General features: G+C 68.0%; 14 protein-coding genes. 10 read left to right on the top strand and 4 right to left on the bottom strand.

The window, feature by feature from the left end:
• Positions 1-15: 15 nt before the first annotated feature.
• From ACOQPE_RS16075 to ACOQPE_RS16065, 3 genes are all read left to right on the top strand, one after another.
• On the top strand, positions 16-1,050 hold the full coding sequence (locus tag ACOQPE_RS16075) for a hypothetical protein (protein ID WP_420609874.1): 1,035 nt from the start codon (positions 16-18) through the stop codon (positions 1,048-1,050).
• A gap of 99 nt (positions 1,051-1,149) precedes the next feature.
• On the top strand, positions 1,150-3,687 hold the full coding sequence (locus tag ACOQPE_RS16070) for a CaiB/BaiF CoA transferase family protein (RefSeq protein WP_420609873.1): 2,538 nt from the start codon (positions 1,150-1,152) through the stop codon (positions 3,685-3,687).
• A 70-nt stretch (positions 3,688-3,757) separates the two neighbouring features.
• Positions 3,758-6,301, top strand: coding sequence for a CaiB/BaiF CoA transferase family protein (locus tag ACOQPE_RS16065; protein WP_420609872.1), 2,544 nt, complete (start codon positions 3,758-3,760; stop codon positions 6,299-6,301).
• 76 nt (positions 6,302-6,377) lie between these two features.
• On the opposite strand, the gene ACOQPE_RS16060 is transcribed toward ACOQPE_RS16065, so the two are convergent.
• Positions 6,378-9,809, bottom strand: coding sequence for a carboxyl transferase domain-containing protein (locus tag ACOQPE_RS16060; RefSeq protein WP_420609871.1), 3,432 nt, complete (start codon positions 9,807-9,809; stop codon positions 6,378-6,380).
• Between the two features lie 248 nt (positions 9,810-10,057).
• On the opposite strand from ACOQPE_RS16060, the gene egtB reads away from it, so the two are divergent.
• The 3 genes from egtB to ACOQPE_RS16045 are packed head-to-tail and all read left to right on the top strand — an operon-like array spanning position 10,058 to position 13,551.
• Entirely contained in the window at positions 10,058-11,362 is a 1,305-nt protein-coding gene (gene egtB, locus ACOQPE_RS16055; RefSeq protein ID WP_420609870.1) for an ergothioneine biosynthesis protein EgtB, read from the top strand.
• Between the two features lie 38 nt (positions 11,363-11,400).
• Entirely contained in the window at positions 11,401-12,396 is a 996-nt protein-coding gene (egtD, locus tag ACOQPE_RS16050) for an L-histidine N(alpha)-methyltransferase (protein WP_420609869.1), read from the top strand.
• A gap of 54 nt (positions 12,397-12,450) precedes the next feature.
• Positions 12,451-13,551, top strand: coding sequence for a zinc-binding dehydrogenase (locus ACOQPE_RS16045; RefSeq protein ID WP_420609868.1), 1,101 nt, complete (start codon positions 12,451-12,453; stop codon positions 13,549-13,551).
• Positions 13,552-13,558: 7 nt separating this feature from the next.
• On the opposite strand, the gene ACOQPE_RS16040 is transcribed toward ACOQPE_RS16045, so the two are convergent.
• The 3 genes from ACOQPE_RS16040 to ACOQPE_RS16030 all read right to left on the bottom strand — a co-directional run bounded on the left by ACOQPE_RS16040 (position 13,559) and on the right by ACOQPE_RS16030 (position 15,804).
• The gene (locus tag ACOQPE_RS16040; protein ID WP_420609867.1) at positions 13,559-14,212 is read right to left on the bottom strand and encodes a nitroreductase family protein; all 654 of its coding nucleotides are present in this window, start codon (positions 14,210-14,212) and stop codon (positions 13,559-13,561) included.
• A gap of 7 nt (positions 14,213-14,219) precedes the next feature.
• A complete protein-coding gene (locus tag ACOQPE_RS16035; RefSeq protein WP_420609866.1) occupies positions 14,220-14,954 on the bottom strand; it encodes an SCO6745 family protein in 735 nt (244 codons plus the stop codon).
• A gap of 109 nt (positions 14,955-15,063) precedes the next feature.
• On the bottom strand, positions 15,064-15,804 hold the full coding sequence (locus tag ACOQPE_RS16030; protein ID WP_420609865.1) for a dienelactone hydrolase family protein: 741 nt from the start codon (positions 15,802-15,804) through the stop codon (positions 15,064-15,066).
• Between the two features lie 151 nt (positions 15,805-15,955).
• On the opposite strand from ACOQPE_RS16030, the gene ACOQPE_RS16025 reads away from it, so the two are divergent.
• The 4 genes from ACOQPE_RS16025 to ACOQPE_RS16010 all read left to right on the top strand — a co-directional run bounded on the left by ACOQPE_RS16025 (position 15,956) and on the right by ACOQPE_RS16010 (position 19,159).
• On the top strand, positions 15,956-16,771 hold the full coding sequence (locus tag ACOQPE_RS16025; RefSeq protein WP_420609864.1) for an enoyl-CoA hydratase-related protein: 816 nt from the start codon (positions 15,956-15,958) through the stop codon (positions 16,769-16,771).
• A 126-nt stretch (positions 16,772-16,897) separates the two neighbouring features.
• Positions 16,898-17,140 carry a FitA-like ribbon-helix-helix domain-containing protein gene (locus ACOQPE_RS16020; RefSeq protein ID WP_420609863.1) on the top strand — a complete coding sequence of 81 codons (243 nt, stop codon included), beginning with the start codon at positions 16,898-16,900 and terminating at the stop codon, positions 17,138-17,140.
• Positions 17,137-17,550: a type II toxin-antitoxin system VapC family toxin gene (locus ACOQPE_RS16015; RefSeq protein WP_420609862.1), complete on the top strand. Its 414-nt coding sequence runs from the start codon at positions 17,137-17,139 to the stop codon at positions 17,548-17,550. The genes ACOQPE_RS16020 and ACOQPE_RS16015 overlap by 4 nt, the downstream gene beginning before the upstream one ends.
• 106 nt (positions 17,551-17,656) lie before the next feature.
• On the top strand, positions 17,657-19,159 hold the full coding sequence (locus tag ACOQPE_RS16010; RefSeq protein WP_420609861.1) for an amidase: 1,503 nt from the start codon (positions 17,657-17,659) through the stop codon (positions 19,157-19,159).
• The last annotated feature ends 42 nt before the right edge of the window (positions 19,160-19,201 follow it).

Below are 19,201 nucleotides of genomic sequence, written 5' to 3'. Positions count from 1 at the left end.
ACCTAACATCTGACCGTGGCCGAGAGCGACAAGCGACCCCGATCCGTGCCGCCGCCGTCCCAGGACGATGACGAGACCGGAATGTGGTCACCACTGCCTCCCGGGCGACCACGGCCTGCACCGCCGCCCGGATCCAACCCAGAACGACCTCAGTGGCACCACCGTCCGCTCGCGCCCGGCGAGCTCCGACGCATTCCCGACCTCATTCGTGATTCGCTGTCGCTCATCGGTCGGCGCTGGCGGCCCTTCGGGGAGTTCGTCCTGATCGGCGTCGCGGGTTACTTGGTGGCGTTCGTGATGCTGTTCTTGGGGCTGAACGCACTGTTCGGCGGCAAGTTCTTCTCCAAGATCTCCGAACTGACCGACCCGACAGGCGGCACGGTGTTCGACTTCGAGGCTTGGCTGAGGTCTTTCGACGTCACGCCAACGACCACTGCGATCGTCCTGCTCTTCGCTTTCGCGTTCTTGTGCTGCCTCGGCTTCCTGGTGCAGGACATCGCCATTTCGCGTATGGCCCTTGACGACCTCCGAGGGCGGCCCACCCACTTCGGAGACACGCTCACGGCGTCCGTGCGACGTATGCCCAAGGTTTTCGGCCTGTCCGTGCTCATAGGTCTGGTTATGGGCTTGGCGGGGTGCGGCCTCGGTGTGCTGCTGCTATTGCTCGCCGAGCCGCTCGGCATCGTGTGGATGCTGGCGTACCTCGCAGCGATAGTGGTGTTCTTCCCGCTGTTGGCCATCTACTTCGTAATGGCATACGTCGAACCGCGCATTCCCTCACCACGGCGCTGGTGGCGGCTGATCCGCGGCCGCAAAGCGGCCATCTGGGGGAGGGTCATGCTGCTGGGGTTCGCGGCGAACATCGTCGGACTTGGGCTTGGCGCAGGCCTGGGCGCGCTGCCATTGCCCGCTTTGTATGGCGATCTCTTCATCAATGCCGTCATCTTCCCGCTCATCTTCGTGCTGGGTGCGGTGTTTCACCTGCTGATCTACGCCGACCTGCTCACCAGGGAGGAATCGGCCTCGGCGGAGATCGAGTCGCTGGGCTGACAACGGCAGGGCCACTCAGATGAAGCCGATCGCGGACGGCTGGGCCGAGTTGCCCGTTCTCCGGCCATCCACCCCGCGGGAGCGTGCTGAAATGTGCGCATGAGTGGGGATACGAACACTGATGCCCGGGGCGTTCTGGCGGACTACCGGGTCGTCGATCTGACAGACGAGCGCGGCCACCTAGCCGGGGCGATCTGGGCCCAGATGGGCGCTGATGTGATTGCGATCGAGCCTCCCGAGGGCTCGTCGGCACGAAGGCTGGCCCCCTTCGCCGGCGATGTCGCCGACCTGGAGCGCTCGCTGCACCATTGGTCCTACAACCGGGGCAAGCGCAGCGTGGTGCTCGACCTCGGCACGGCCGATGGCGTCGAGCAGGCCAAGGCGCTCATTGCCGGGGCGGATGTCGTGTTCGAGTGCTTCGATCCCGGCGAGGCGGAGGCGCTGGGCCTTGGCCGCGATGTCCTGGCCGAACTCAACCCTGCGCTCATCCATGTCTCGGTCACGCCATTCGGCAGCGATGGGCCGAAAGCCAACTGGGTGGCGTCGGACTTGGTGCTGCAGGCCTCGGCAGTGAACATGGCCGTCACCGGTGACAAGGACCGTGCGCCGCTGCGAGCGGGCGGCACGCTGCCCCAAGCCATGCACAACGCCGCCTCCGAAGGGGCCGGCGCAGCACTCATTGCCCTGTGGGAACGCCAGACGCGCTCGGGGCTCGGTCAGCACATCGACATGTCTGCCCAGCAGTCGATGAGTCAGGCATCGATGTCGTCGACGCTCAACACGTCGCTGAATGCCACCGTGACGCAGCGGATCGCCGGCGGCGCCAGCCTGCAGGGCATCGACATCCAGCTCATGTGGGCCTGTGCCGACGGGCATGCCTCGGTGACATTCCTGTTCGGGCCGGGCTTCCGTGCGTTCACCCAGAACCTCATGGACTGGGTGCACGACGAGGGCTTCTGCGATGAGGCCAGCAGGGACAAGAACTGGACTGAGTACGCGATGATGCTGCTCGACGGCCGCGAGCCGGTCTCCGAATACGAGCGGCTCAAGCAGATCCTGACCGAGTTCTTTGCCACCAAGACCAAGGCCGAGCTGCTCGATGCGGCCATGAGCCGCCGGCTGCTCATCACGCCGGTGTCGACGACGGGCGAGGTGGTCGACTCCGAGCAGCTGGCGGTCCGCGAGTACTGGGAGGACGTCGACCACAGCGATGTTGTGCCCGACGCCGGCGCGGGCTCGTTTGATCCCGCCGCGGTCCGCTATCCCGGTCCGTTTGCAAAGTTCAGCGAGACCCCGCTCGTCAACCTGCGGCGCCCGCCCACGCTGGGCGAGCACACCGGCGAAGTGCTGGCCGAGTTGGAGGCGGGGGAGCGCTTGCCCGCGGTGCCGGCGTCGGTTGCGCCGGTGGCGCACACCTCGCCGCCGCTCGAGGGCGTCAAGGTGCTCGACTTCATGTGGGCGATGGCCGGACCGGCGGCGTCGCGGGTGCTCGCCGACTACGGCGCCGAGGTGATCCGCGTGGAGTCGGCCAACAAGCTCGACGCGGTGCGCTCCATCCAGCCGTTCCACGACGACGTCGGCGACCCGGATGGCTCGGGTCTGTTCAGCAACTTGAACGCGGGCAAGCGCGGCCTCGCGCTCGACATGTCCAAGCCGGAGGCGCTGGACGTCATCTGGGATCTCATCGACTGGGCGGACGTGATCCTGGAGTCGTTCTCCCCGAAAGCCATGACGGGTTGGGGCATGGGCTGGTCACAGGTACACGAGAGGCGGCCCGATGTCGTGATGGCGTCGAGCTGCCTGATGGGACAGACCGGACCGCTGGCGCTGCTCGCAGGCTTTGGCACCATGGCAGCGGCGATCTCCGGGTTCTTCTACCCGGTGGGATGGCCCGACCGGGCACCGTGCGGCCCGTTCACGGCCTACACCGACTACACCTCGCCCCGCTGGCTGGTGGCCGCGGTGATGGGGGCGCTGGAGCACAAGCGCCAGACCGGCCGTGGGCAGTACGTGGACCTGTCGCAGTCGGAGGCGGCGCTGCACCTGATGGCACCGGCCTTGCTCGAGCGGACCACCAACGGCCGCATCTGGGAATCGGCGGCCAACCGGGACATGGTGTTCGCGCCCCAGGGTGCGTACCAGACCGCCGCAGGCAGCTCAGCCGGCGAGGACCACGACGACAACTGGATCGCGATCTCCTGCCTCGACGACGGTCAGTGGGCCGCGCTGGCGAGCGCGATAGGTCGCGACGACCTCGCGTCGCTGAGTGTCGGCGAACGCCACGCACGTCACGACGAGCTGGACGACACCATCTCAGCGTGGACCCGGGACCGCAACGGCAACGAGCTGATGGCCGAGCTGCAAGCCGCGGGCGTGGCCGCCCACATCGTGCAGAACTCGCCCGAGTTCACCGTGGACCCGCAGCTGCTGCACCGCAACGCGCTGGTCGAGGTGCCGCACGGCAAGCAGGGCACCACGACGGTCGAGAACACGCGCTTCGTGCTGTCGCGCACGCCAGCCCAGGTGGACCGCGGCGGGCCGACGCTCGGCGAGCACACGTTCGAGGTGCTCACCGAGACGCTCGCCTACGACGGCGACCGCATCGCAGAGCTCGCCGTAGCCGAACTGCTGGAGTAGGTCCGGCGTCTCTGCGGGGGTCAGGCAACCAAGCCCGGAGCACACTGCGCGTCCGTGCTGAAATGTGCGGATGCCTGACGCCCCGTCTGATTCTGAGACCGCCTCCATGCTGAGCCCGTTCCGGGTGCTGGACCTGACGGACGAGCGGGGTCACCTGTGCGGGGCGATCCTCGCCCAGATGGGTGCCGATGTCGTCGCCGTGGAACCTCCGGAGGGGTCGTCGGCCCGACGGATGGGGCCCTATGCCGGAGACGTCGAGGATCCCGAACGGTCCCTGCACCACTGGGCCTACAACCGGGGCAAGCGCAGCGTGGTGCTGGACGTGGCGGCCGACGACGGCGCGGCTCGGCTGCGAGACCTGGCTGCGGCGGCCGACATCCTGATCGAATCGGCCGGCCCGGGCCGGATGGACGCCGTGGGGCTCGGCTACGGCACCTTGTCGGAGATCAATCCCGAGCTGGTGTACGTGTCGATCTCGCCGTTCGGCTCCGACGGGCCCAAGGCCGACTGGGCGGTCTCGGACCTGACGCTGCAGGCCTCGGCGGTGAATATGGCGATGACCGGCGATTCCGACCGGGCACCGGTGCGCACCGGGGGCCTGTTCCCGCAGGCATTCCACAACGCGGCCTCCGAGGCAGCGGGCGCTGCGCTGATCGCCCTGTGGGAACGGCAGACCGTCTCGGGGCTCGGCCAGCACGTGGACATGTCGGCCCAGCAGAGCATGAACCAGGCCTGCCAGTCGTACGCGCTGTCCACGCCGCTGGGCGCGACGCCGCCGACCCGCCACGCCGGCGGCGTGCTGGTGGAGGGCCTGCATGTCCAGCTCATGTGGCCGTGCAAGGACGGGCATGCGTCGGTGACCTTCCTGTTCGGGCCGGGCTTCCGGGCGTTCACCCAGAGCCTCATGGACTGGGTGTGCGAGGAGGGCTTCTGCGACGAGGCCACCCGGGACAAGAACTGGACCGAGTACGCCATGATGCTGCTCGACGGGCGAGAGCCGATCTCGGAGTACGACCGGCTGAAGCAGATCCTGCACGATTTCTTCGCCACCAAGACCAAGGCCGAGCTGCTGGAGGCGGCCATGAGCCGCCGGGTGCTGATCACCCCGGTGTGGACCGCCGACGAGGTGGTGAACTCGCACCAGCTGGCCGCCCGTGAGTACTGGGAGACTGTCACCCAGAATCTGGGCGACGGAAACGGATCGGCCGAGGTGCGCTACCCGGGTCGCTATGCCCGCTTCAGTGCCACGCCGATGCGACCGCTCGGCCCGCCTCCGACGCTGGGTCAGCACACCGACGAGGTACTGGCCGAGCTGGACGCAACCCCGGCACGGGCGCGGCCCCGAATCGAGGCCACCGGCGCTGACGTCAGCGCCCAGACTGCTTCGACCGCACGACCTCTCGAGAACGTCAAGGTGCTCGATTTCATGTGGGCGATGGCAGGGCCCGCAGCGGCGCGGGTGCTGGCCGACTACGGAGCAGACATCATCCGGGTGGAGTCCGAAACCCGACTGGAAGTGGCCCGCTCGCTGCAGCCGTTCCGTGACGACATCGGCGACCCGGAGTACTCGGCGCTCTACAACAACATGAACGCCGGCAAACGGGGCATCTGCCTCGACATGTCCAAGCCGGCTGCGTTAGACGTCATCTGGGATCTCATCGACTGGGCCGACGTGATCGTGGAGTCGTTCTCGCCGAAAGGCATGGCCGGCTTCGGGATGGGCTGGGGGCAGGTGCGCGAGCGCCGGCCCGACGTGATCATGGCGTCGAGCTGCCTGATGGGCCAGACCGGCCCGTTGGCGATGCTCGCCGGCTTCGGAACGATGGCCGCGGCGATCTCGGGCTTCTTCTATCCGGTGGGCTGGCCGGATCGGGCGCCGTGCGGGCCGTTCGGCGCCTACACCGACTACACCTCGCCTCGCTGGCTGGTGGCGGCGGTGATGGGAGCGCTGGAGCACCGGCGCCGCACCGGTGAGGGCCAGTACATCGACATGTCCCAGGCCGAGTCGGCGCTGCACCTGCTGGCGCCGGCGGTGCTCGATCGCACGGTGAACGGCCGGGTGGCGCACCGGGTGGGCAACCGCGACCGGCACATCGCGCCCCAGGGCGTGTACCAGACGGCAGCCAGCGACCGGTTCCCCGCCGTGGTGCCCGACGACAACTGGATCGCGATCTCGTGTGTCGACGACACCCAGTGGCAGTCGCTGGCCGCGCTGATGGGGCGGGGCGACTTGGGCGATCTGACCCTGGCCGAGCGCCATGAGCGCCACGACGAGATCGACGAGATCATCGCCGGGTGGGCCCGAGGACAGGACGGCGTGGCGCTGATGCACCGCCTGCAGGACGTCGGCGTGGCCGCGCACATCGTGCAGAACTCGCCGGAGTACACCGCCGATCCGCAGGTGATCCACCGGGGCCAGCAGGTCGAGGTGCCTCACGCCAAGCAGGGCACCACCATCGTGGATGCGTCGCGCTTCGCGCTGTCTCGCACCCCGGCGCAGGTGACCTACGGCGGTCCGACGCTCGGCGAGCACTCCTTCGACATCCTCACCGAGGTGCTCGGCTACGACAGCGACCGCATAGCCGAACTCGCCGTCGCCGAACTCCTCGCCTGATCGAACGGACGAGAGCAACTTCGATACTCGGAAAAACCGAGTACAAAATGCTCGGAGAATCCGAGTGTCCAGGCACCTACCAGGTGTCGACCATGGGGCGCTTCTTGCCGGTGCGCGGGGGCGGTTTGGGGGCCGCCAGCAGCGCCATGCGGACCCAGTCGCGGCTCTCGGCGGGATCGATCACGTCGTCGATCTCGAAGAACGTGGCCGTGTTGACGGCCTTGCCCTGCTCGTACAGTCGGGCCACTCGCTTCTCGTACTCCGCTATGCGCTCGGTGGGGTCCTCGATGGCCTCGAGCTCGCGGCGGTAGCCCAGCTTCACGAAGCCCTCGAGGCCCATGCCGCCGAACTCGCCGGTCGGCCACGACACGGTGAACGTCGGCGCCTTGAAGCTGCCGCCGGCCATGGCTTGGGCTCCCAGCCCGTAGCCCTTGCGCAGCACGATGGTCATGAACGGCACCGTCACATTGGCCGCTGTCACGAACATGCGGGCTGCATGGCGCACCGTGGCCTCGTACTCGGCCTGGGGGCCCACCATGATCCCCGGCGTGTCGCACAGGAACAGCAGCGGGATGTCGTACGCGTCGCAGAGCTGGATGAACCGGGCGGCCTTGTCGCCGGTGTCGGCATCGACGGCACCGCCGAGATGGTGGTTGTTGTTGGCCACCACGCCGATCGGGCGCCCTTCGATGCGTGCCAGTGAGGTGACGCATCCCGGTCCCCAGCCGCGGCGCAGCTCCATCACCGAATCGACATCGCAGAGCTTGTCGATGATGTCGCGCACGTCATAGGCCCGCAGGCGATTCTCAGGCACCAGATGCCGCAGTTCGCGCTGGTCGTGGCACTCCCACTCGTCGACAGAGCCCTGGAAGTACGACAGGTACTGCTTGGCAGCCACGATCGCCTCGGCCTCGTCTTCCACCAGCACATCGATGACGCCGTTGGGCCACTGAACGTCGACCGGGCCGACCTCCTCGGGACGGAACACGCCCAAGCCGCCGCCTTCGATCATGGCGGGTCCGCCGACGCCGATGTTCGAGCCCTCGGTCGCGATGATCACGTCGCAGCAGCCCAGCAGCACCGCGTTGCCCGCAAAGCAGCGACCGTTGGTGACGCCCACGAGCGGCACCAAGCCGCTGAGCTGGGCAAAGAAGGTGAATGCCCAGCAGTCCAGCCCCGAGCCGCCGATGCCGTCGGTATCGCCCGGCCGGCCGCCGCCACCCTCGGCCAGCAGCACCACCGGCAGGCGGTTGTGCTCGGCGATCTCGAACATGCGGTCCTTCTTGCGGTGGTTGTTCCCGCCCTGGGTGCCCGCCAGCACCATGTAGTCGTAGGACATCACCATGGCCTGAGACTGCTCGGGGCCGAAGAGGTCGCCGTTGACGCTGGCCACGCCCGCCACCATGCCGTCGCCCTGGGTGTTGGCGATCAGGTCTTCCATGGAGCGGCGGCGGCGCTGCGCAGCCACCATCAGCGGGCTGTACTCCACGAACGTGCCCTCATCGACGAGGTCGGCCATGTTCTCGCGCGCCGTGCGGTGACCCCGACCGTGACGCTTGGCAACGGCGTCGGGCCGGTTCTCGTCGAGGCCGAAGCCGCGGCGGTCGAATACTTCGGCCAGATCGGGCCGGATGTAGTCGAGATCGACCGAGGAGGCTGCTTCGGCCAGCTCCACGGAGACCTCGGCTTCCTCGACGAACAGCAGCGAGTGCCCCTCGTACACCGTGTCGCCAGGCGCCACGCCCAGCATCCGCACGATGCCCGTGACCGTCGAGGTCACGACGTGCTCCATCTTCATCGCTTCCATCACCGCCACCTGCTGGCCCTCTGCGACGGGGTCGCCTTCGGCGACAGCGAGCGAGACGATCGTGCCCTGCAGCGGTGCCGCAACCGCGATGCTGCCGTCGGGGCCGGTCACGGTCGCCACCGGCACGCCGTGGAGCGAGGCCGTGCCTGAAGCCATTGCCTGGGCCCGGACGGCGTCAGATGCGGCCCGGTCTGCAGGGGCGTCGTCGATGTCGCCGTGGTGCAGCACGGCCAGCGGATCGCTTCCGACCGTCGCACCAGCCCGCCCGCCGGCACTAGCGGCGGCCACCGGCTCATCGGACGCCCAGACCGAGGCCGCCTGGGCGGCAGCCGTGCATAGCGCCTCGGCGTGATCGGCCACGAAGCTGGTGGTGAGCTCGTTGCTGGTCACTTCGGGCCGGTCGAGCAGCGCGGCGAGGAACCCCAGGTTCGTGGCCACGCCGTCGATGCGGAACTCGCCCAAGGCCCGGCGCGCACGGCGGACCGCGTCGGCGTACTCGCGGCTTGGGCTGTAGGCGATGACCTTTGCGAGCAGCGAGTCGAAGCTGGGGTTGGTGCCGTAGCCCACGTAGCCGTAGGTGTCGGTGCGGAGTCCCGGACCGGTGGGAGGCTCGAACGCGGCGAGCACACCGCCGCTCGGGCGCGAGGTGCCGTCGGGCTGCATCGTCTCGGTGTTGACGCGGCATTGGATGGCGTACCCGCGCGGCGACGGCACGTCTGGCTGCGCTAACCCCACATCGGCAAGGCGGGCGCCGCCGGCGATCCGCAACTGCGCGGCCACAAGATCGACACCGGTGACCTCCTCGGTGACCGTGTGCTCGACCTGGATGCGGGCGTTGACCTCGCAGAAGGCGATCTTGCTCGGGTCGTCGGCGTCGACGAGAAATTCCCAGGTGCCCAGGCTGCGATAGCCGACTGCTCTGGCCATCTCGGTGGCGGCATCGCACACCGCCTGGCGGGCATCGGTCGTGAGGGTGGGCGAGGGCGCGATCTCGACGATCTTCTGGTTCTGGCGCTGCAGCGTGCATTCCCGCTCGCCCAGATGGGCGACCGACTCGCCGTCACCGACGATCTGCACCTCGATGTGGCGGGCACGCTCGATCAGCCGCTCCACGTAGAGATCGCCATTGCCGAACGCGGCCGCAGCCTCGCTGGCACAGCGCTCGTATGCCGCCTCAAGTTCCTCCGCCGAGCGCACGACGCGCATGCCGCGCCCGCCGCCCCCGGCGAGGGCTTTGATCATCATCGGCCCGTGCTCGTCGAAGAAGGCCTGAGCGGCTTCGACCGATGTCGGCTCGGACGTGGCGGGCAGCAGCGGAACATCGTGCTGCTGTGCGAGTGCCCGCGCGGCGAGCTTGTCGCCGAAGAGCTCGAGTTGGAGCGCGCTGGGTCCCACGAAGGTGATGTCGCCGGCCTTGCAGGCAAGCGCCAAGGCCGGGTTCTCGGCCAGAAATCCGTAGCCCGGATGGACTGCGTCGCAGCCAGCCCCCGCAGCAGCGCCGACCACCTGGTCGACGTCGAGGTAGGGCGCAACACCCCGGCCGTCGAGCGTGATCGACTCGTCGGCCACCCGGGTGTGCAGCGAGGCAGTGTCGTCGTCACCTGCAATCGCAACCGTGCCGATGCCGAGCTCGCTGGCCGCCCGTGCCACCCGCACCGCAATCTCGCCGCGGTTCGCTATCAGCAGCTTCTTGAGGCCCATCGATGCTGTCTCCCTGTTCGCAACCCTGCTGGGTGCCGGCACAAACGGCCGCGAACCCGTCGCGGCACTCACAGAGCGCCATTTCCGCCCCGCGTGTTTACCGCAGAGCACCCAGTTCGCGTCGATTGAGCCCCAGATCTGTACTAGGGCCATGCGGATTCCGGCACAGGATCGCCAGAAACATGAGCGCTCGTCCATCTGAGGCTTGCATTTGCTTCATATAGGTCCACTACCCTCCGGCGGGCCCTATGGCCACATCCATGACCAGCGACACGTCGCCGGATTTGCTCGGGAGCTACCGCTCGGTGCGAGCGCACACCGATGCGCTCACTGCACCGCTGAGCGATGAAGACCAGTGCATCCAGACGATGCCCGATGTCAGCCCCACCAAATGGCACCGGGCGCACGTCACCTGGTTCTTCGAGACGTTCCTGTGCAAACCGCACCTCGACGGCTACGTCGAGCACGACCCGGCCTTCGGATTCCTGTTCAACTCGTACTACGAGACCATCGGGAAGCGACACCCGCGCCCGGAGCGCGGCAACCTGTCGCGCCCGTCGTGCGCTGAGATCACGGCATACCGCCGCCATGTCGACATGGCGATGGAACGGCTGCTCTGCGGCGGCATCGCCCCCGAGATCGCGGACCTGGTGACGCTCGGCCTGCATCACGAACAGCAGCATCAAGAGCTCATCCTCATGGACATCAAGCACGTGCTGTCGTGCAACCCGGCGCTGTGGCCGGCGTACCAACAGCCCTGCAACACAGCAGCGGTCAGCGCCGACGCGGCCTGTGCCCCCGAAGCCTGCTGGGTGAGCTTCGACGGCGGCGAGATCGACGTTGGTCACGACGGATGCGGCTTCGCGTTCGACAATGAGGGGCCCCGTCACCGGGCGCTGACCGAGTCGTTCCGGCTGGCCGACCGCCCGGTGACCTGCGCCCAGTGGCTGGCGTTCATGGCCGACAGCGGCTACGACACGCCGACGCTGTGGCTGTCTGACGGCTGGGGCCAACGCATTGCTCACGGCTGGGACTCACCGGCGTACTGGCATCTCGCCGACGACGGCTGGCAGGTATTCACGCTCGAGGGCCTCAAGGCCGTGGCGCCGGGCGATCCGGTGTGCCACCTGTCGTACTACGAGGCCGAAGCGTTCGCTCGCTGGGCCGGTGCCCGGCTCCCGACAGAATTCGAGTGGGAGCATGCTGCCGACGGCTTGCCGATCTTCGGCAACATTGGCAGCAGTGCCGGGCTGCATCCCGCCCCGGCGCCTGCGGTGCCGCAAGCAGGCGCCTCGGGGTCAGCGCCGTTGCTGCAGATGTACGGCGATGTGTGGGAATGGACGTCGAGCCCTTACAGCGCATACCCGGGCTTCCGCGTCGCTCCCGGCGCCGTGGGCGAGTACAACGGCAAGTTCATGATCAACCAGATGGTGCTGCGAGGCGGCTGCTGCGCGACGCCCGAAGGTCACATCCGGTCGACCTACCGCAACTTCTTTCATCCCCACACCCGCTGGCACTTCTCGGGCGTGCGCCTGGCCGTCGACGCCAGATGATGCTCCCCGACAGGGCGGCGCCTCCCGCCGCGGACCCCGTGATCGACAACTGGCTCGACGCCGGCTGGTCGGATCGGGAACTGCGCGCCGATGTCTCAGTGGGCCTCTCGTCGAGCCCCAAGGAGCTGCCCCCGAAGTGGTTCTACGACGACCATGGCAGCGAGCTGTTCGACGAGATCACCCGTCTCGACGAGTACTACCCGACCCGCCGCGAGCGGGAGATTCTCGAACGGGAAGCCGGTGCCATCGCAGCGGCTGCCGGGGCCGACTGCATCGCCGAGCTGGGATCAGGCACCTCGACGAAGACGCGCATCCTGCTTGATGCGTTCGCGGCCGCCGGCCGGCTCCGACGCTACGTGCCGTTCGACAACAGCGCGGCGACGCTGCGCACCGCTGCGGGTGAAGTGGCCAGGGCGTACCCCGGTCTGGCTGTGCACGGCGTCGTCGGCGACTTCGAGCACCACCTGGGGCACCTGCCGCTTGATGACGTCGCCGCCCCGCCCGACTCGCCGCCCCGTGCGCCTGCGATGGTGGTGTTGCTCGGCGGCACGATCGGGAATTTCTCGCCGGCACGCCGGCCGGCGTTCCTGGACGCCGTCGCCGGCGCGATGCGGACCGGCGACACGTTCCTGCTGGGCACTGATCTGGTCAAGGATGTCGACCGGCTGGTCGCCGCCTATGACGATGCCGCCGGCGTCACGGCGCGGTTCAACCTCAATGTGCTGTCGGTGCTCAATCGCAGGCTCGGCGCCGACTTCGACCTCGATGCCTTCGCCCACGAGGCAGTATTCGATGCGGACAACGAGTGGATCGAAATGCGCCTGCGTTCCTTGCGAACGCAGACCGCGCACATCCCAGCCTTGGAGATGACGGTCGACTTCGCGGCGGGCGAGCGGATGCGTACCGAGATCAGCGCCAAGTTCCGGCCCGAGCGTGTGCGCTCAGAACTCGGCGCCGCAGGCCTCGTCGTGCAGCGGATGTGGACCGACGCCGACGGTGACTACGCCCTCACCCTCGCACGGCGAGTGCTGTGACACGGTCTGCCTATTCCAGCTAGACAGCAGGGCAGCGCAAGGGAGGGGAATGCGATGCCCGTCGACGCCCGAGTTGTTGTCATCCCGCAGGAGGCCGGTGCAGGGCCTGAAGTGATGGATGTGACGCTGCCCGATCCGCGCGGGCATCAAGTTGTGGTGAAGCAGTACGCGTCGGGTGTCTGCCACAGCCAGCTGCACACCATTCACAACCCGCGGGCGGCGCCGCAAGTGTTGGGCCACGAGTCCACTGGCGAGGTGATCGCAGTGGGCGAGGACGTGACCGGCCTTGCGCCGGGGGACACCGTGATGGTCACCTGGGTGCCGAAGGACCAGGCGAGCGCACGCCGCCGGGGCGGACCGCTGCGGCTCGATCTCGGCGACGGCCGCACGGCGACCTCCATCAACGTGTTCACATGGGCCACTCACACCATCGCGGATGAGATGTTCGTGGTGAAGGTGCCCGCAGGCATCGATGTGGAAGCCACCTGCATCATCGGCTGCGCGGTCATTACTGGCGCCGGCGCGGTGCTCCACACCGCCGGAGTGAAGGCCCGGGACAGCGTGGCCATTTTCGGTGTCGGAGGCGTTGGACTGTCCGCAGTAGCAGCGGCGAAGTTCGTCGGCGCCGATCCGATCATCGCCGTCGACCTCTCTGAGGAGAAGCTGGATTTCGCGAAGCGCTTCGGAGCCACCCACGGCGTCAACGCGTCCAGCGGCGATCCCGTCGAAGAGATCAGGGCGCTCACGACCGACGAGCACCGCTTCGACATCCTGCGTCAGCCGCTGCGCGGCGTCGACTTCGCCTTCGACTGCATCGGGCACCAGAGCACGATGGCCCAGATCCACGAGGCCACTCATGCCGGCGAGTTCGGCCAGAGCCGCGGCGGAACAGCGGTGCTCGTGGGCGTGCCCCAGCGCAACCTCGAACTCGACACCGTGCACCTGTTCATCGGCGAGCGGGCGTTCATCTCCAGCCTGGGCGGCAGCTGCGAGCCGGCCGTCGATTTCCCCCGCTTCCTGCAGTGGCACGCCGACGGAGACCTCGACCTCAACTCGCTGGTGACGCAGAGCTACCCGATTGACGACATCGGCCAGGCAGTCGATGACCTCGAGAATGGAAGGATCGCAGGTCGTTCGATCCTGAGGTTCGACTGACCGCTGGCTACCAGCCGTTGACGTGGACGAACTGGTCGAATGGCTTGCGGCGGCCTGGCTTGAAGTCGGTGCCGATGGTGTGAGCCACGGGCAGCAGCGCCACCTGCTGCACCTCGTCAAAGGGAATGCCGAGGATCTCGGCGACTTCCTGCTCGCGGGTTAGGTGCACGGTGGTCCAGCAGGTGCCGAGACCTCGATTGCGAGCGGCAAGACTGAAGCTCCACGCTGCCTGGATGACCGAGCCCCAGCGCAGCGCCTGCAGTCCCGCAGAAGCGCCGTCGAGGCGGCCTTCGATGCACGGCACGAAGATCGCTGGCGTGCGCGGGAAGTTCTCTGCCAGGTACCGGGCTGAGTCCATCATGCGCAGCCAGTCGGCGCGAGCAGTGGGGTCGCTCTCGGCTGCTGCGGCCTTGGCCAGGTAGTTGTCGTCGATCCGGCCGAGCCAGATCTCTTGATAGATCGTCCCGACGGCACGGCACTGTTCCGGATCGGTCGAAACGACAAAGTGCCAGTCCTGGCGCAGCGACCCGGTGGGAGCCTGCAGCGCCAGCTCGAGGCATTCGCGCAGGGTGGCGTCGTCGACTGGTCGATCGAAGTCGAGCCGGCGCCGCACTGCGCGGGTGGTGGCCAGCACCTCGTCGGCGCTGAGAGCCAGTGTCATGGCTGCGCTATTCGGCCAGCGCGGCTTCGATGGCGGCGACGCCGTCGGCGAGTGCTTGGCCCTCGGCGCCGTCGAGCACGCCGTAGATCGGCGCGATCAGCTCGTCGGTCAGCGCTTCGGCGGTCTCCCATTTCGCACGATGCTCGTCAGTGACCTGCGCGTCGTTGGTCCAACCGAACATCTCGACGTCGTCGGGGCGACGCACCCGGTGAGCCATCTCGGTCGACAGTCCAGAAGCCACGATGGCCACGAGGTGCAGGCTGCCACGCAGCTCCCGCAGCACGGCCACGTTCTGGAACGCCCGGGCCGCGGCGTCATCGCTGCGAGGCTCCGACGCGATCGCTGCGAAGAGCGCCTGTGCGGAACTGTCGACGAGTCCGGCGTCGATCACCTTGTCGGCGGCGGCATTGAACGTGTCGAGGCCTGCGACATCGCTGAGCTTGGATGAGCCGAACGCACCCGCGCACTCCATGTAGAGACGGCCTCCGTCACGTGGCGCCATGGTCTCCTTGGCCGAATTCCAGATCTTGGCGACCAGAGCCGGGTTGAAGTAGCCGAAGGCGCTGTGCACCACCGTGGCCTCGACATCGCCGAGCACGCCGCCGCGGCCCAGCACGTACAGGCGGAAGCCGTCGAGGCCGGCTTCCTTGCCGCGGGCCAGCGTTCCGGGGTCGAAATAGAACCTTGAGCCCAGCGCAGCGATGGGCGGGCACACCGTTTGAACGAGTTCACGTGTCTCCATGGGGCGACAGTGTGGCATCGGCATGTCGGCCCTGCCCGAGCAGGCGGTCAGCGGCAGCGGTATTGGGTGTTCGGCCGGCAGCACCGGGGCGGGCCGGCGACCTCGCCGCTCAGTGCAGGCGGCGGCCGAACATATCCAGCAGCAGCTCCCAGTGGCGCTCTGCTGCCGGCTGGTCGTACACGGGACGCTGCGGGAACACGAAGCCGTGATGGGTGCCATCTACCCAGTAGGTCTGCGCGTCGGTCCCGGCGTCGGCGAAGGCCTTGCAGAGCCGGTCGTAGTGCGCCCGGTCCACGTAGTCGTCGTGCTCGGCCGACATCACCAGCACTTCGCCACGGATGTCCGGCGCCCGCAGGTGGGGCGAGTCGCTGGCGTCGACCGCCAGCCGGACGCCGTGAATCGATGCGGCGGCGGTGATGGTGTCGGGGTAGTCCGCGGCGAGCCAGATCGCCATCGGCCCGGTCATGCAGTACCCGGTGGTGCCGACCCGTTCAATGCTGGCAGCCGGGTCGGCGTCGGCGTATCGCATCAGGGCGGCGGCATCACGCGACACCATCGCATTGGACAGGTTGGTCATCAGCTCGAACATGAACTGCCGGCTGGCCGGGTCGTCACGTTGCACGATGAAGCCGGGGACGTCGCGGTAGTACAGGTTCGGCAGCAGCACGTAGTACCCGACGGTGGCGATGCGGCGCGCCATGTCGTGCAGTTCCTCGCGCTTGCCGGGCGCGTCCATCAAGAACAGCACGGTGGGAAACGGCCCTGGACGCCGCTCGCTCGGCTCGGGATGTACCACGAACGTGCTCATCTCGCCCTCGCCGGTGTCGATCGAGACGTGGTCTTCGAACATTGCTGCCTCCTCGAAGCTCGGTTGGCGGCGCCGCGCCTGCCAACGTGCGGCAACGTGCGCCGGCTCTTGTGTAATGCCTTCGGGGCGGCGGTGCTGCTCTGGGTGCGACCTCCGCTGATCGCAGCCGGTGACCGGCATACGATCCCGGGCCATGCAGGCACTCGACTTCGAACCGCAGTACTTCGTCTACGAGGAGATCCGGCCGCGTGTGGCCCGCATCACCATCAACCGGCCCGAGGTGCGCAACGCCATCAACACACCCGCGCACAAGGAGTGGTCCGACATCTTGGACCACGCTGCGGCTGACGACGACGTGTGGCTCATGGTCATCACCGGAGTGGGCCGTCAGGCGTTCTGTGCCGGGCGCGATCTCAAGCACCTGTCGATGATCCGGCAGTCCGACGAGGCCACCCAGGCCGCGGATCGTGAGCTGATGGGCCAAGTGACCCGGCTGATCGAGCGTTTCGACTATCCCAAGCCGCTGATCGCCCAGGTGAACGGTGTGGCGCTCGGCGGCGGTTTCGAGGTGGCGATGGCCTGCGATCTGGTGGTGGCGGCCGATCATGCCCAGTTCGGTCTGACCGAGCCGTTGCGCGGCCTGTATGCCGGCGGCGGGGGAGTGCACCGCTTGCCGCGCCAGATCCCCATGAAGCTGGCCATGGAGTACCTGTTGACGGCCCGCACCATGAGCGCGCAGCGGGCGCTGGAGCTGGGCATCGTCAACGACGTGGTGCCCTACGAAGAACTCGACGCAGCAACCGACCGTCTGATCGACGACATCATGCGGTGCGCACCGCTGTCTATCCAGGCCACCAAGCAGGCGGCGATGCGCGGGCTCGACATGCCGCTGGGCGAGGCGTTCCACCACCCGTATCCGGCAGTGGCCCGCCTGATGGCCAGCGAGGACGTAAAGGAAGGCCCCCGAGCCTTCGCCGAGAAGCGCCAGCCCAACTGGCAAGGCCGCTGACAGACGCCCGCTCGGCGAGCGCTACAGCCGTCCGATCATGCACCTGCGCAAGTTTACGCAGGTGCGTAACAAATCTATTGCGCTGAAGTAGCGCTAGTAGCGCTTATCCAGCGCTACACTGCGTGAATGGCCACGATTCAGATCAGAAACGTGCCCGACGATGTGCATGAACGGCTGCAGCAGCGCGCCGCGGCGGCAGGCCAATCGCTCCAGCAGCACATGCTCGATGCCGTCTGCCGGGAGGCCGAACTCGCTGCGGCCGAGGAGTTGCTGGCACGCAAGCGTGTCGAGGCACTCGTCTACGGCGAACTCGACCTCGATCCCGCCATGGTCGTCGAGCTCATCCGCGCAGATCGCGACTCGCATTGATCGTCGTCGACGCCAGCGTTGCCGTCCCCGCATTAGGTGGAGTCGGCGGGCGCTCTCAGCGAGCCTTGCATCGTGTCCTGCGAGAGCCGGCGCTGGCACCACACCTGCTCGACCTTGAGGTCGCGTCTGCCTTCCGCGGCATGCACCGGCGCGGCGAGATGTCGGATGCGAATGTCCGCCGCGGCCTCCGCCACTTGGCACGAATCAGGATCAGACGCGTCGACCACACCCCACTGATCGAGCGCTGCTGGGAACTGCAAGAGAACCTGACCCCCTACGACGCCTCCTACGTCGCGCTTGCCGAACTGACTGGAGCGACACTGCTCACCAGCGATGCCCCCCTCGCCCGCGCTCCAGGCATTCGCTGCGACATCGAGATGTTCGATCCGCCCCCTGAGGCCGCCAAATGATGCGGGCCTGCCCGTCGTCAGCAGCCCACCAGCCAGGTGGCTGCGCGAGACTGCGCCGTTGACGGCGGGGCCCTGAGCACCGGGGCCGACGGTGACAGGGGTGACGATGAGCGACGCGACGGCGTTGGCTGAGCACGTGCGGGCTGGCGAGACCGACGCAGTGACGACGGTTGAGGAGGCCATTGCACGTTGCGAGCAGGTGAACCCGACGATCAATGCGATCGTCGAGCGAACGTATGACATGGCGCGGCATCGAGCCGCGCAATGGGATGCAACACGAGGGCGAGCGGCCGGGCTCGACGCCGACGGAGCATCGACAGGGCTGCTGGCCGGCGTGCCGATTGCGCTGAAGGACCTCTTCTGCCCGGCCGAGGGCGAGCCGGGCTACCAGGGCAACCGCCGGCTGGCTGAGCTCGACCATCGCTATCCCGAGACGGGCGCCGTTGCTCGCCGGCTGGCCGAAGCTGGTGCCATCAGCATCGGGCACACCCACAGTCCCGAGCTGGGCGGCGGGCAGTGTCCCGCAGCGGCGGAGACGGCGCTGTACGGACCCTGCCGCAATCCATGGAATACCGACCACACCGTGCTCGGTTCGAGCGGCGGTGCGGCGGCCGCCGTGGCTGCGGGCATCGTGCGCATCGCCCACGCCAGCGACGGCGGCGGATCGATCCGCATCCCGGCCAGCGCCAACGGCCTCGTCGGCCTGAAGCCCTCGCGTGGCCGCATCTCCAGCGCCCCGGCGGGCGAAGGCTGGGGAGGCGGCACCACCGACGGCGCCGTCGCACTCAGCGTGCGAGACGCGGCGCTGGCACTCGATGTGCTTGCCGGTCCCGAGCCCGGCGATCCGTATGTGCCGGCGCATCCTGCGCCTGCGGCCGGCTATGTCGCTGAGGTCGGCCAGCACCCCGGCCAACTGCGCATCGGCGTGAGCTCGACCATCCCCTTCGAGGTAACCGATCCGCTGTGCACGCAAGCGGCCGAAGCGGCAGCCGGTCTGCTCGACAGCCTTGGGCACCGGGTCACCCAGGCGCTTCCCGAGCCCATGGCTCGCAACGACTACATGTACGACTACGTCCGGATCATGCGTGCCAGCGCCACGGCGACGCTGAGATCCCTGGAAGGAGTGCTCGGCCGCCCGTGGGCCGAAGGCGACGTCGAGCCGGTTGCCTGGATCAACTACCAGCGCGGCGCCAAGATCAGCGCATCAGACCTGCTCGCCAGCCGGGAACGCCTGCACCTGTTCACCCGCAAGTTGGTCTCGTGGTGGAACGCCGAGCCAGGACAGGGTGACGGCTTCGACCTGCTGCTCACCCCCACACTCGGTGTTGTGCCGCCACGCGTCGGCCACCTCGTCGAGGGTGACGAGCGGACGCTCACCAAGCGACTGGCCAAGGTGACGCCGTACCTGCCGCAGTTCAACGTCAGCGGGCAGCCCGCCATCTCGGTGCCGCTGGGCACAGCCGAAGGCATGTCACCCGAAGGCCTGCCCATCGGCGTGCAGCTCGTGGCAGCGCCCGGCCGTGAGGACGTGCTGCTGCGAGTCGCCGCGCAGATGGAACAAGCAGCTCCATGGGCGCAGCGGCGCCCGCCCGTGCATGCAGACGAATGAGCGCGCGACCTGCCAAGTAGGGCCGGCTTGTCGCCGAGTTCG

The sequence above is a fragment of the Candidatus Poriferisodalis sp. genome, assembly GCF_965219595.1.
In the GTDB taxonomy this organism is placed as follows: Bacteria; Actinomycetota; Acidimicrobiia; order Acidimicrobiales; family Poriferisodalaceae; genus Poriferisodalis.
The sequence above is the reverse complement of the archived record's forward strand: the minus strand, read 5'-3'. Positions and strand labels throughout refer to the sequence as shown.